The organism is uncultured Thiocystis sp. (genome assembly GCF_903866365.1).
Lineage (GTDB): Bacteria > Pseudomonadota > Gammaproteobacteria > Chromatiales > Chromatiaceae > Chromatium.
The window spans coordinates 1-12,996 of sequence record NZ_CAIPNF010000093.1; the positions used below are offsets into that span (position 1 = coordinate 1).

The window sequence follows — 12,996 nt, forward strand, 5'->3', positions numbered from 1 at the left end:
CCCGCTTACGACCGTTCGTTCAACCACTTGCCGATGGCGGGCGTGACTTCCTTCTGCGCCTTGCCGCTGACATAGATGCCGATATGGCCGCCGGGGAAGGCGAGTTCGGTGTAGTCCTCGCTGCCCACCAAACCCTTCATCGGGCGTGACGCATCCGGCGGAACCAGATGGTCCTGCAGGGCGTAGATGTTCAGCACCGGGCAGGTGACATTCTTCAGATCCACCTCGCGCTCGCCCAGCATGACGCCGCCATTGATGAAGCCGTTGCGCTGGTAGAAGTCCTTGGTGAACTGGCGGAAGGTCTCGCCGGCCTGGTCCGGGCTGTCGAAGATCCACTTTTCCATGCGCAGGAAGTTCTTGACCTTGGCCGGATCGTCCAGCATGTCGACCATGTTGATGTATTTCTGTCCCATCAGGCTGTAGGGCTTGAGGGTGAGGAAGGTCCAGTTCAGCAGCTCGCCGGGGATGTTGCCGATGGTGTCGACGGCTAGATCGACATCGACGTTCTGAATCCAGGCGGACAGCAGATTGTCCGGGGTCTTGAAGTCAACCGGCGTGACCATCGTCACCAGGTTGTTGACCTTGTCCGGATGCATCGAGGCGTACATGAGGCTGAAGACGCCGCCCTGACAGATGCCGAGCAGGTTGACCTTGTCCACGCCGAGTTGCTCGCGCAGATGGTCCACGCAGCTATCGAGATAGCCGTTGATGTAGTCATCGAGATTGATGGCGCGATCGGCCTGATCCGGATAGCCCCAGTCGATCAGATAGACATCCTGCCCGGTGGCGAGCAGACCCTTGATGGTCGAGCGATCCTCCTGGATGTCGGTCATGTAGGGCCGGTTGACCAGCGCATAGACGATCAGCAGCGGCACGGCGCTCGGGGTGACGCCCTCGGGGGTGTCATAACGATAAAGCACCAGCTTGTCTTCCTTGTAGACCGGTTGTTTCGGGCTGACGCCGGTGTCGATGGCCTCGGCGTTGAGCAGGTTTTCCATGCCCTGACCCAGCTTGCGGCTGTAGTCGAGCATTTCCTCGGCAAGTTTGTCCGGGCGGATGTCGATCGGGATCATGATATTTTGCCTCGCGGTGTTCGTTGTTGACGCAGCGCCGTGGAGATGCCGGCCGGTTTACTCGGGCTTGGCGACGGGCTTGCGGCGCACTGGCGCCTTGGCGGCGGCTGTGGCGACTGGCACGGCGGCCTTCAGCGCGGTCGGCGGAGCGGACAGGGTGTCGCCCGCCAGTGCCGCGACCTGCTTCTCCAGCGCGTGCAGTCGATTGCGCAACTGCTTGTTCTCGCGGCGGGTCTCCTGCAGACGATCCTGCACCGTGCGCATTTCGCTGCGGCTTGGCATATTCATGGCGCCGAGCTGTTCGTCGACCATGATCGACATGCGTTTTTTCAGGGCCATCTGCGCATTGATCAGGCGACCGTGGATCTGGGCGTATTCCGGCGTCGCGACCTCGGCGGCATAGACGGTCTCGCAGCAGTTCACCCAGTTGTCATAGAGCGCGCGGGCCGAGTCGATGCTCTTGCCGCTGTCGATCACGTCCTGAAGGTAGCCGCCCATGCGTTCCACCGACTTCATCCCGAGTCGGTTGTAGAAGCCGATGTAGTCCTGCAACGCGGTTTGATAGTCCGCGGCGCGGCGCATCAACTCCTGATGCTGGCCCTGTTCCTCGCGGGTATAGCCGAGCCCCGGCGCGGAGAGCACGCGGTCCAGATTACCCTTGAATTGATCGTGCGGCATGTTGCGCAGAAGATCGCCGGGCATGGGCGACATCGAGGACATCATGCGCTGCCAGTTATCGAGCGGCAGTTCCCAGAAGGACATCATGCGCTGCGCCGCGTTGCCGCCGTCGTCCACCGAACCGGTGAAACGCTTCTGCATGTCCTCGATCGCCTTGGTCCAGAAGGCCAGGCCATTGGTGGCGTTGTCGTCGCCCGTGCGCGCGCCGAAGGTCTCCGCCAGGCGGAAGAACGCCTTGCCCTGCTCCATCATCTTTTCCATGAATGCCTTGGAGACATCCGGCGCGGCGGGGGAGATGGCCTGCCACCAATGATCGAGCGCGCCCTCCCAGGGCGTGGTCAGCTTGGCGCCTTCCATGCCCATCGCCTTGCTGCTCATCTCCGTCCAGTTATCCCAATACTTGCGCTGCAGCGCGAACCAATCGTTGTTAAAAAAGGTTTCGTTCGACATGTTTCTGCCCTCCCGGTTTCGTCTGGGGCGAAACTTAACACGCGGATTTGTGCGCTGCAACAAAGGTGGTAGAATGAGACAGGCAATTTCCTGAAAAAAATCCAAGAGGACATCCACACCATGAGCGAAAACATCGTGATCGTTGCCGCGGGTCGGACCGCAGTCGGCACCTTTGGCGGCGGTCTTTCCGCCCTCCCCGCCACCGAACTGGGCGCTATCGTGCTCAAGGCGCTGATGGAGCGCACCGGGCTTGCCCCGGAGCAGATCGACGAGGTCATCCTCGGCCAGGTGCTGACGGCTGGCGTCGGTCAGAACCCGGCGCGTCAGACCACCCTGAACGCGGGTCTGCCCCACCGGGTTCCGGCCATGACGATCAACAAGGTCTGCGGCAGTGGGCTCAAGGCGGTCCATCTGGCGATGCAGGCGATCGCCTGTGGCGACGCGGATATCGTGATCGCTGGCGGTCAGGAGAGCATGAGTCAGTCCTCGCATGTCTTGCCGCGTTCGCGCGAGGGTCAGCGCATGGGCGACTGGCAGTTGAAGGACACCATGATCGTCGACGGTCTCTGGGATGCCTTCAATCAGTACCACATGGGCATGACCGCCGAAAACATCGCCAAGCAATACGAATTCACCCGCGAGGCGCAGGATGAATTCGCCGCCGCCTCGCAGCAGAAAGCCGAGGCCGCCATCAAGTCCGGTCGCTTCGCCGACGAAATCATTCCGGTGAGCATCCCCCAGCGCAAGGGCGATCCGCTGGTCTGTGCCACCGATGAATTTCCGCGTCCCGGCACCACCGCCGAGACCCTGGGCAAGCTGCGTCCGGCCTTCGACAAGGAAGGCACCGTGACCGCCGGCAATGCTTCTGGCATCAATGACGGCGCCGCCATGGTCGTGGTGATGAAGGAGTCCAAGGCCAAGGAACTGGGTCTGACCCCGATGGCGCGTCTGGTCGCTTTCGCCAGCGCCGGCGTCGATCCCGCCATCATGGGCACCGGCCCGATTCCGGCCTCCACCAAATGTCTGGAGAAGGCCGGTTGGACCCCGGCCGATCTGGATCTGATCGAGGCCAACGAAGCCTTTGCTGCCCAGGCCATGTCGGTCAACCAGAACATGGGCTGGGATCTGTCCAAGGTCAATGTCAACGGCGGCGCCATCTCCATCGGTCATCCGATCGGCGCCTCTGGCGCGCGCATCCTGGTCACCCTGCTCTATGAGATGCAAAAGCGCGATGCCAGGAAGGGCTTGGCGACGCTGTGCATCGGCGGCGGACAGGGTGTCGCCCTGGCGGTCGAGCGTCTCTGACGAAAAGGCAGGGGGAAATCCGCTGTCACGTGTTTCCCCCTGATGATTGCGGTTTAAGTGATTCAATATTTAAACTGCGTCAGCGCCGACGTTTGTTGGCGCGAACGAGTCCAGAACCCATGCACAAAACTTCGCAGACCATGCCGGACGCGGTTTAGATGACCATGAAAAGCGAGCGTCTCATTAAGAAGTATCCGAACCGCCGCCTCTATGACACCGAGGTCAGCCGCTACATCACCCTTTCCGACGTGCGCGCACTCGTGATGGACTGCACCAGCATCAAGGTCGTCGACACGGCCAACGACAGCGACATCACCCGCTCCATCCTGCTCCAGATCATGCTCGAAGAGGAATCCGGCGGCGAACCGCTCTTCAGCGCCACCATGCTCGCCCAGATCATCCGCTTCTATGGCGGCACCCTGCAGGGCATGTTCGCCCGCTATCTGGAAACCTCGCTCGACCTCTTCGCCAAACAACAGCAGGACATGACCCAATCCTGGGCCGAGAACCCCTTCGAGGCCATGAGCCGCATGACCCAGAAAAACGTCGAAATCTGGGCCGACCTCCAGAAGGATTTCATGCGCGCGGCCCGCTTCGAGTTCGGCGGCGAACGCAAGAAAAAGGACGATGCGGTTTAAGCGATTAAATCAATAGAATTGCAAAATTGGTGTTGACCTGGGCGGCCGAGACGGCTATTGTGCACTGCAACAATTGCTGCACTGCACAATCCTGCTTCTGGAGAGAGACCGATGAACACCACCGATACCTTGAACACCGTCAACGAAATTGCTAGCAAGAGCGTCGAGCGCCTGACCAGCCTGGGCGAGCTGAACGTGCGCATCTTCGAGAAGATGGCGGCCCGTCAGATGGACGCGCTGACCCTGTACATGGATCACGTAACTCGCGTCACCAAGCTGGCCACCGAAGCGAAAGGCTACAACGAATTTTTCCAGGGTCAGGTCGACGCGACCAAGGAACTCAGCGAGCGCGTGATGGCCGAAAGCAAGACCACCATGCAGTTGGTCAGCGAGGCACGCGACGATTATCGCGCCTGGCTCGAAAAGAACACGGCCGAACTGACCGCCGACCTGCAAAAGAACACCGCTGCAGCGTAATCAGGCAGCGCATTCCAGCAGTCCAGGGACGGACTGCCATTGGCCATGATGCCGGGCACGCCCGGCATCATGGCCAATGGAGTTCAGGCTTGACCCCGTCAGGCCATCGGAACCGCAAACGCCTTACAAACCTTAACGACCAATAAGATTCTGGAGGAAAGACCATGGCACGCATCGCACTCGTCACCGGTGGTATCGGCGGAATCGGCACCGCCATCTGTACCCGTCTGGCCAAGGACGGTTGCACCGTCGTGGCGAACCACCACCCGTCCGAGGCGGATGCCGCCGACGCCTGGAAGAAAGAGCGCGCCGCCGAAGGTTTTACGATCGCGACCTTTGCCGCCGACGTCTCCTCGTTCGAGGATAGCGCGCGCATGGTCACCGAGATCACCGAACAGCATGGCCCGATCGACATCCTGGTGAATTGCGCCGGCATCACCCGCGACAAGACTTTCAAGAAGATGGAAGCCGCCCACTGGAACGCGGTGATCAATGTCAACCTGAACAGCGTCTTCAATGTCACCCGCCCGATCTGGGAAGGCATGCTGGAGCGCGGTTTCGGACGCATCATCAACATTTCGTCCGTCAACGGACAACGTGGCCAGTTCGGTCAGGCCAACTACTCGGCGGCCAAGGCAGGCATGCACGGCTTCACCATGGCCCTGGCCCAGGAAGGCGCGTCCAAGGGCGTGACCGTCAACACCGTCTCGCCCGGCTATGTCGAGACCGCCATGACCCTGGCGATGGACGAGACCGTGCGCAACAGCATCATCGGCGGGATCCCGATGCGTCGCATGGCCCAGCCCGAAGAGATCGCCGCCGCCATCGCCTTCCTGGCCAGCGATCAAAGCGCCTATGTGACCGGCGCCAATTTGCCGGTCAATGGCGGCCTGTTCATGCACTAACGCTCAACTGTGGACGAATCGGGCGCCAGCATTGCGACAAGCCTGATCGCCGACAGATTTTCACAGAGTCCTCCTCGTCTCTCTCATCATGAGACGTTTTCAGCCCGGCACCCGCCGGGCTTTTTTTATGCGCGAGAAGCCCTGTCGCTGACGACGGCGGGATGTCTTTCGCGGGATTTTAGCCCGTGTAGGCGGCGTTTTGCTTGGACTCCTGGAGAGGATGCCCTGCGCGCCCATGGCAAGCCCGAGATCGTTAATACCGACGGGGTCGCCATTCACCAGCGACGCCTTTACGGGGGGGGCTGCCTGGATGCCGCGATCGCCATCAGCATGGATGGCTGCTGACGCGCGTTGGACAACCTCTTCTTCGAATGCCTGTGGCGTCGCGTGAAGCATCGGACATCAACCTCGTCCTTGAGCCGTGCGTTCTCCGTGCGCAGACGTGACAGTTCCAGCGCACTACTCAACTTTGTCGTCGATGTCAGCAAGGCCCAGGCGACTGTCAATAGCGACAATGTCGAGCTGTGCCTCACCACCATGATGGTCGCATCCATGTCTGATCGCTTCCGCGTCGCCCTGGCAGACTTGATCCCGGCAGCGAAGACCATAAGGTCAGTCTCCAGCGCATCGAGATAGCGCGCCGCAACAGCCGCGCTACGATCAGATGCTCGGCGCTCAGCTCGCCATCCAGCGCGGCGGCGAGTGCTTCGCGCAGCACCTTGAGCCGTCCGGCATGGAGCAGAGCCTGTTGCGGGGTGCCGCCGTCGAGCAGACAATCGATCATCGCGCGTGCCGCGATCCCGTGGGGATCGGAGACCTCCGCCGAGAGACGGATGTCGGAGTCCCCGAGCACGCGCACCAAAGGTGTGCTTTTTCGGCCCCAAGCGTGGCGGTCAGAGGCTGATGCCCGCCGCTAAACGCCCCGTGCCTGCCGTTTCATTTTATTGACGATGGCATAGACGCCGACGTGTCGATTCGGACTCAGATGTTCTTCGAGCCGCAAGCCCTTGAAGAGATCGTCCACGTCGAGCGAGACGATGTCCGCCGGGGTTTTACCCGAGAACAGTCCCACCAACAGTGCGACCACGCCCTTGATGATGGCGGTGTCGCAGTCGCCGGTATAGCGTAGATTTCCCGGCCGGTCGGGATCCGGATGCGCGGCGACATGGACCAGACTCATGCACTCCATCACTCGGTTGGCGTCGGTCTTGTCTTCGACGGGCATCCGGGGCAGTTGTTCGCCGAGTTCGACCAGGTATTGATAGCGCTGATCCCAATCGCCAAGCAGATCGAAGTTGTCGATGATCTCTTGAAGGTCGTCGTGTCTCATCGCGGGCTCGTGGGTCACCTCTAAACGCTGAACGACTCGCCGCACCCGCACTGATCCTTCACCCGGGGATTGCGAAACTCGAAACCTTCGTTGAGCAGGCTGGATTTCACGAAATCGATTTCCATGCCGTCGATGCGCTCAAGGCTGTCCGCCTCGACCACCACCTTGACGCCATGACTCTCGAACACCCGATCCTGGGCGTCGACGCCATCGGCGTAATCGACCTCATAGGCGAAGCCGCTGCAGCCGCTCTTTTTCGTGCCGACCCGCAATCCAACGCCATGCCCGCGCTTTGCGAGCATCGTCGCCACATGGCGGGCGGCCGCTTCTGTCAAGATCACTGCCATGGAAAACCCTCGTGAATCAGACGATGTCGATGGTCTTGAAAGTGCTCCCGAAGCGGTCGATTTCAATGCCGATGCTCAGCAACGTACATGCTGGAGGCCGACGCCATGTCCAGCAGTCCGCGCATCAGGGCCGCGCGCTCGCCGGTGGAGATGGTCTCGATCAGTGCCTGCTTGTCCTCTGGACTGAGCGGCAGATGGGCGCAGAGCAGATTGGTCAGATCGGCGTCGGCCATCTTTTCGATGTCGTCCCAGGGCACCTCGACCCCGCGCAGCTTGCAATAGGACTTGAGCGAGGTGAGAAACCCCTCGCGGTCGGCGATCGTTTCCGCGTTGTCATGACAATCCGCGGCGAAACGCTCCCAGTCGACAGCCGCGCGCCGATAGCCCTTGTGACTCTCGATTTCGCGCTTGATCTGAAACCGGCAGATGCCCGTCAGCACCAGGATCACCCGCCCGTCGCTGGTCTCGCTGTAGGAGGTGATGCGCCCGGCGCAGCCGATGCGATGGAGCGCCGGCACCTCGTCCATCAGGGTTTCGCTGGTCGGCTGGATCATGCCGAGCAGATGATCCGAGGCCAGTGCGTCGGACACCAGATTGAGATAGCGCGTCTCGAAGATATTGAGCGGGAGCTGCACGCCTGGCATCACGACCGCGCCGGCCAGCGGAAAGATCGGGAGTTCGGCGGGCAGGTCGGAAAATTTGGGAAAGAAGGGACTACGGGTCATCATATGCTCCAGGATCCGAACCCGGCATCCAGGCTCGTGACAATTCGCCGATACCGATCGCGTCATCGCACGTCGATCGTTGTTGACGGTTACATGGGGTGCGCGCGGCCGTTCCACAGTCCATCGGTTGCGAAATTCGATCACGGGGTCAAGGTCAACGGCGTCTGCCGCGACGACCCCTCATTGCCGCGAGGGTGAGCCCAACTTAAAAAACCGCTCGGGTCATGCCAGAGCGGTTTCGTCACCCATTTAACAGAGCTGAAATTCGAGGAACTCCGATGACGACCAAAGCAGACCTGATGACCCGCGAGGCGCAATGCAAGAGCGCGGCCGACTTCGCAACGCTGGCGCAAGCGGCCCTCGCGCTCGACGCGGACTATGCCAAGACCCTGCTGGAACGGGCCGAGGCGCACTGTCAGATGCCGGCGGACTATCTGGCCGCCGCCGAAGGTGCCGTCGCCGCTGACCTGACCGAGTATGCCGGGGATCTTTACGGGCAGGCGGAGGATGCCTGCTTCGACGCCATGGAGAAGGCCGCGCTGGGCGCCAGTCTCGCGCGCACCGGCACCGATCCCGCGAAGGGTCGCGCCTTGATCGAGGAGGCCGCCGGCGAGGCCAAAAAGCTTGGCGAATTCCTCGTCCTCTCGGGTTACGCCAAGGATGCGCTGGGCGACGCGGCGCTGGCCGCGAGCCTGCTGTCCAAGGTCGAGGCACAGGCCAAGACGCTGGCCGACTATCTCGATCTCGCGCGCACCTTGGCCGCCGAAGGGAATCCCGATGCGGCGCGCGCCTTCTACCGTAAGGCCGAGCGCCATCTGGACGGCATGACCGAGACGGTTGCCTACGCGAAAGGTTACCTTGACACCTTCGGCGACCGGGACGCGGCCCGCAAAGTGCTCGACGACGCCGAGACCGACTGTCAGTTCCCCAAGGATTTCGCCGCGCTGGCCAGCGGCTACAAGGCCCTGTTCGAGGATGGCGACAAGGTCGCCGAACTGATGGAGCAGGCCGCCGAATTCGCTATGAGCGGCGAGGAACATCTCGATCTGGCTACCGGCTACTGGACCCTGCTGGGCGCTCGCGACAAGGCCGTCGCCGCCTATCGCAAGGCGCTGCCCGAGGTCAACGACAAGGGCCAACTGCTGGAACTGGGCGGTTATATCGCCGCGAAAGTCGGCGATCCGGCGCTGGCCAAGCAGTTCTACGCCAAGGCCGAGGAGCGCATGAGCGCCGCCGCCGAACGGCTCAAGCTGGCCGAGGCGGTGATCGCGGATACCGGCGATAAGGCTTATGCGGCGGAGGTCTATGGCCGTGCGGCGGATGCCTTGACCCAGCCCAATGACCTGCTGTCGGTGGCCGCCGAGGTTGTCGACCGGCTGGGCGAAACGGCCAGGGCGACCGCGATCTATCGTAAGGCGATGGCCGGCATGACCGACCTGGGACAGCATCTGAAACTGCTGGACGCGGTCGCGGCCAAGCTCGACGATCCGTCATTCGCCCGTGAGATTCTGGTCAAGTCCAGCGAGCTGGCGTCCGGAACCCCGGCCTTGCTGGATCTTGGCAAGCGCGCGCTGGCCGTACTGGGCGACCGGGACATGGCCCGCGCATGGTTTGCCAAGGCGGAGGAGCAGGTGACCTCGGTCGGCGAGATGAAGAGTCTGGTCGCGGCCGTCAAGGCCGATTTCGCGGAGGACGCCGACTGGCTCGCGGTGGTTGCGGAAAAGCTGGCGAAGCGCGAGGCCAACCAGGAAAAATACGCCGTGTTCCAGGACGCCGAAAAGGGTGCCAATACCGCGGTCAAGACGCTCAAACTGATCGACGCCATGATGGCCGAACTCGACGATCGGTTTTATGCCCGCAAACTACTGCTGGACGCCCAGAAAAAGCTGGACGAGGAGGGCTGGGACTTCTCCAAGGCCCGCAAGCTGGTCGCCAGCGTGAGTCAGCATCTGGGCGATAGCGACTGGGCGGTCAAGCTGCTGAAGGATGCCGCCGATCGGGTGCAGGGCTTCGCCAATGTCGTGCAGATCGCCGAATCCGCCGCCGAGTTGCTGCCGGATCGCGAGCAGGCGAAGGTTCTGGTCCGGGAACTGCTGGAGGACTGGGAGCGCCAACTGGCCAGCCTGAGCGCGCGCACCGCCTACGATTTCAGCAAGCTCGCCGCGGTCAAGGGGCGTCTGCTGGGCGATCGGGACGGGGCCGCCGCCGCGCTGGAACAGGCCGCCGAACAGGCCGGTAGCCACTTCGCCTTTGCCGAACTGGCGCGGGTGGCGAGGGATCTGGGTCTGGAGGAGACGGGTAAGACGCTGCTGGAGCAGGCCGCGGCCTGCTGCGGCTCGGCGGGCGAGGCGCGCCAGCTCGCCAACCGGCTGCTGGAGAGCGGTTTCGGTCAGGAACAGGTGCGCGCGCTGTATATAGGCATCAAAGGCCGAATGACCGCCGCCGCCGAACAACTGCAATGGACCGATGGTATCGTCGATCTGTTCGGCGACCGCGCCTGGGCCGGGCGGGAGTTCGCGGAACTGGCGGGCGCCACGCAAGGCGCGGACGCGCTTCGTGTGCAGCGCCGTCGTCTGCAACGGATCGAACATCTCCACTGATCCTCGCCGGACAGGCGTCCGTGAAGCGGGTTGAAACAGGAGCCATCTGGTTCCGCATTGGTGCCGATCGGTCTGCCGCATGCGGCAATCAGGCCGAGAGCCAGTGAGCAGCGGATGCCATGGATCGGCTCTCGCGCGTTTGCAGGCGCCGTGCACGTCGTTATGATGCGATTCCGATATCGCATTTAAGGATCCCCATGAGCGTACAACTACTTGACGGCAAGTCCATCGCCGCCGATATTCGCGCGGTCATCAAAGGCAGAGTCGATGCCCTTCGCTCGGCGGGCGGGCGGTCTCCAGGGCTGGCCGTCATCCTGGTCGGAGAGAACCCCGCATCGCAGGTCTATGTCCGCAACAAAAGGAGCGCCTGTGCCGAGGTTGGCTTTTATTCGGAGATGCACGAACTTCCTGCCACGACCAGCCAATTCGAACTGGTCGATTTGATCGATCGGCTCAACGCCGATGACCGGATCGACGGCATTCTTATGCAGCTTCCACTGCCAGATCGAATCGATGAGGCGGCCGTCACCGAGCGCATCCTGCCCACCAAGGACGTCGACGGTTTCCACCCCTATAACATTGGCCGACTGGCGCTCCGGATGCCCTTGCTCCGGCCTTGCACGCCGAAAGGCGTTATGACGATGCTTGCGCGAACCGGCCAGCCCTTGGCGGGGCTGGATGCGGTTGTCATTGGCCAGTCCAATATCGTCGGGCGGCCGATGGCGCTGGAACTCCTTGCGGCCCGCTGCACCGTCACGATCTGTCACAGCCGGACCAGGGATTTAGCCGAAAAGGCCCGAGGCGCGGATCTGCTCGTTGCCGCGGTCGGACGCGCGCATTTCGTTCCAGGAGACTGGGTCAAGCAAGGCGCCATCCTGATCGATGTTGGCATCAACCGCGGTGCGGATGGCAAGCTGGTCGGAGACATGGATTTTGCCGCCTGCTCAGGGCGTGCCTCCTGGATCACCCCGGTTCCCGGCGGCGTTGGCCCCATGACCATCGCGAGCCTGCTGGAAAATACGCTTCAGGCTGCCGAATTACATGCGAATATGACCGCTATGGAGGCGTCCGGGAACCCCGGCGTGTAGAGTTCAGGCTGACTGCCGGGATGTCTGCGAAGTTTGAGAGGATGCATGCCACGCTTGCCCAAGCGCTTGGATGCACTCTCTCTGAACGCTCTCCGGAACATGCGCGATGAGGAAGCCACATCCCCGGCGGGAGGCATGAATGCTCGACGGAATCCTGAGTTGCATCGAGAGCCATCGAGCACTGACCATTGGGCTCGTGGGGTTGTCCTTTGCCACCTTTGTCGCTTCCCTGCTGATCCTGCCGTTTCTGGTCTCGCGTCTGCCCGTCGATTATTTCAGCGATCCCCGACGTCATCGCAACCGTCTCAGGCAGGAACATCCCTTGGTTTATTTCATGCTCCGCGGTTTCAAGAACCTATTGGGCTGGGCACTCATCCTATCCGGCATTCTGATGCTGGTTCTGCCGGGTCAGGGGCTACTGACCATCATCATCGGGCTGATCCTAAGCGATTTCCCTGGTAAATTCGCACTCGAACGGCGTCTCGCCAGCACTCCAAAAATCCTCGGCGCCATCAATTGGCTGCGTCGACGTCGAGGGCTCCTTCCCCTGCTGGCACCCTGGCCGGATGAATGAACCGGCGCTGTCTTTGCCGCTCAGCGGTGGCGCTTCGGTTTGCTCATACTGGCGCGCGACCTCTACCCCGTGGTAGGTAGCAGTCTATCCGGCGAACCGTCGCTATGACTTGGCGAAGCTCAAGCCGGGACTAAACGGTGCTGCGGTTTCGATAGTAATATTGGACTAAGCATTTGGACCTGGCATGTGTTGCTCTGATTTCAACCCGAATGGCGCCCGATTTGGCTTAAATCACGTCTGAAAAATCTTTTGTTTTATATATTAGTAGGTTGTAAGCAGTTTGCGGTTTGGAAAAATATTTTTGTCAGTGGTTTTCACGCCAAGGGTGTGATGGAACTCGTGCCGGCGAAGGGTTAATCAGGTCAGTATCGAAAATCTGTCCGATCAGCCACCCTGTGTCATGACTTCATCTCAGGTAGGCGCTGACGGATTAGGATGCCAATCGTCGGTAGACGAAGTCCTTTCGGTTCTGGTCGGGAATCACCCGGCTGCAGCCAGGCGATGTTTCAATCAGGCAGTTGATTCTTAGGGGCGCGCTGCGGGCTGCCAAGGAAGAGCGTCTTTGCTTGTTTTGATTTGGTGCCCGGAGCCGGACTCGAACCGGCACGACCGAAGTCGAGGGATTTTAAGTCGAGTAAAAACAATAACTTACAACACATTGCAGCACACTACAGCACGAAAAACAGCAGCTTAAGCATACGTTGATGTTGGTGTGTGTGACGAGAGTTTACCCCGTAATGCCCCGCAGTGTCCCGTGAGTGTCCCACGGAACAACTACTCGGCAACCAGATTATTGACGGACGCAA

13 protein-coding genes are annotated in these 12,996 nt (G+C 61.3%); 7 read left to right on the forward strand and 6 right to left on the reverse strand.

Annotated features, from left to right (window positions below):
• Nucleotides 1-5 precede the first annotated feature (5 nt).
• Nucleotides 6-1,073 (reverse strand): class III poly(R)-hydroxyalkanoic acid synthase subunit PhaC, encoded by a 1,068-nt coding sequence (locus QZY07_RS05740; protein ID WP_295400545.1) that lies wholly within the window; start codon nucleotides 1,071-1,073, stop codon nucleotides 6-8.
• A 57-nt stretch (nucleotides 1,074-1,130) separates the two neighbouring features.
• Complete coding sequence (gene phaE, locus QZY07_RS05745; protein WP_295400547.1) at nucleotides 1,131-2,201, reverse strand: class III poly(R)-hydroxyalkanoic acid synthase subunit PhaE; 1,071 nt, start codon at nucleotides 2,199-2,201, stop codon at nucleotides 1,131-1,133.
• Nucleotides 2,202-2,321: 120 nt separating this feature from the next.
• On the opposite strand from phaE, the gene QZY07_RS05750 reads away from it, so the two are divergent.
• The 4 genes from QZY07_RS05750 to QZY07_RS05765 all read left to right on the forward strand — a co-directional run bounded on the left by QZY07_RS05750 (nucleotide 2,322) and on the right by QZY07_RS05765 (nucleotide 5,526).
• The gene (locus QZY07_RS05750) at nucleotides 2,322-3,506 is read left to right on the forward strand and encodes an acetyl-CoA C-acetyltransferase (protein WP_295400549.1); all 1,185 of its coding nucleotides are present in this window, start codon (nucleotides 2,322-2,324) and stop codon (nucleotides 3,504-3,506) included.
• Nucleotides 3,507-3,670: 164 nt separating this feature from the next.
• On the forward strand, nucleotides 3,671-4,144 hold the full coding sequence (gene phaR, locus QZY07_RS05755) for a polyhydroxyalkanoate synthesis repressor PhaR (RefSeq protein WP_295400567.1): 474 nt from the start codon (nucleotides 3,671-3,673) through the stop codon (nucleotides 4,142-4,144).
• 111 nt (nucleotides 4,145-4,255) lie between these two features.
• A complete protein-coding gene (locus QZY07_RS05760) occupies nucleotides 4,256-4,621 on the forward strand; it encodes a phasin family protein (protein WP_295400551.1) in 366 nt (121 codons plus the stop codon).
• A 164-nt stretch (nucleotides 4,622-4,785) separates the two neighbouring features.
• Nucleotides 4,786-5,526, forward strand: a complete 741-nt coding sequence (locus QZY07_RS05765) for a beta-ketoacyl-ACP reductase (RefSeq protein ID WP_295400552.1) — start codon at nucleotides 4,786-4,788, stop codon at nucleotides 5,524-5,526.
• A gap of 529 nt (nucleotides 5,527-6,055) precedes the next feature.
• Here QZY07_RS05765 and QZY07_RS05770 read toward each other — a convergent pair.
• The 4 genes from QZY07_RS05770 to QZY07_RS05785 form a co-directional block, all read right to left on the reverse strand.
• Complete coding sequence (locus QZY07_RS05770) at nucleotides 6,056-6,379, reverse strand: hypothetical protein (RefSeq protein ID WP_295400554.1); 324 nt, start codon at nucleotides 6,377-6,379, stop codon at nucleotides 6,056-6,058.
• Nucleotides 6,380-6,439: 60 nt separating this feature from the next.
• A complete protein-coding gene (locus QZY07_RS05775) occupies nucleotides 6,440-6,856 on the reverse strand; it encodes a SufE family protein (RefSeq protein WP_295400556.1) in 417 nt (138 codons plus the stop codon).
• 20 nt (nucleotides 6,857-6,876) lie between these two features.
• Nucleotides 6,877-7,203, reverse strand: coding sequence for an iron-sulfur cluster assembly accessory protein (locus tag QZY07_RS05780; protein ID WP_295400558.1), 327 nt, complete (start codon nucleotides 7,201-7,203; stop codon nucleotides 6,877-6,879).
• 62 nt (nucleotides 7,204-7,265) lie between these two features.
• On the reverse strand, nucleotides 7,266-7,928 hold the full coding sequence (locus QZY07_RS05785; RefSeq protein ID WP_295400560.1) for an LON peptidase substrate-binding domain-containing protein: 663 nt from the start codon (nucleotides 7,926-7,928) through the stop codon (nucleotides 7,266-7,268).
• 278 nt (nucleotides 7,929-8,206) lie between these two features.
• On the opposite strand from QZY07_RS05785, the gene QZY07_RS05790 reads away from it, so the two are divergent.
• The 3 genes from QZY07_RS05790 (at nucleotide 8,207) to QZY07_RS05800 (ending at nucleotide 12,190) form a co-directional block, all read left to right on the forward strand.
• A complete protein-coding gene (locus tag QZY07_RS05790) occupies nucleotides 8,207-10,528 on the forward strand; it encodes a hypothetical protein (RefSeq protein ID WP_295400562.1) in 2,322 nt (773 codons plus the stop codon).
• Between the two features lie 197 nt (nucleotides 10,529-10,725).
• Nucleotides 10,726-11,616, forward strand: coding sequence for a bifunctional methylenetetrahydrofolate dehydrogenase/methenyltetrahydrofolate cyclohydrolase FolD (folD, locus tag QZY07_RS05795; RefSeq protein ID WP_295400563.1), 891 nt, complete (start codon nucleotides 10,726-10,728; stop codon nucleotides 11,614-11,616).
• A gap of 139 nt (nucleotides 11,617-11,755) precedes the next feature.
• Nucleotides 11,756-12,190, forward strand: coding sequence for a PGPGW domain-containing protein (locus QZY07_RS05800; protein ID WP_295400565.1), 435 nt, complete (start codon nucleotides 11,756-11,758; stop codon nucleotides 12,188-12,190).
• The last annotated feature ends 806 nt before the right edge of the window (nucleotides 12,191-12,996 follow it).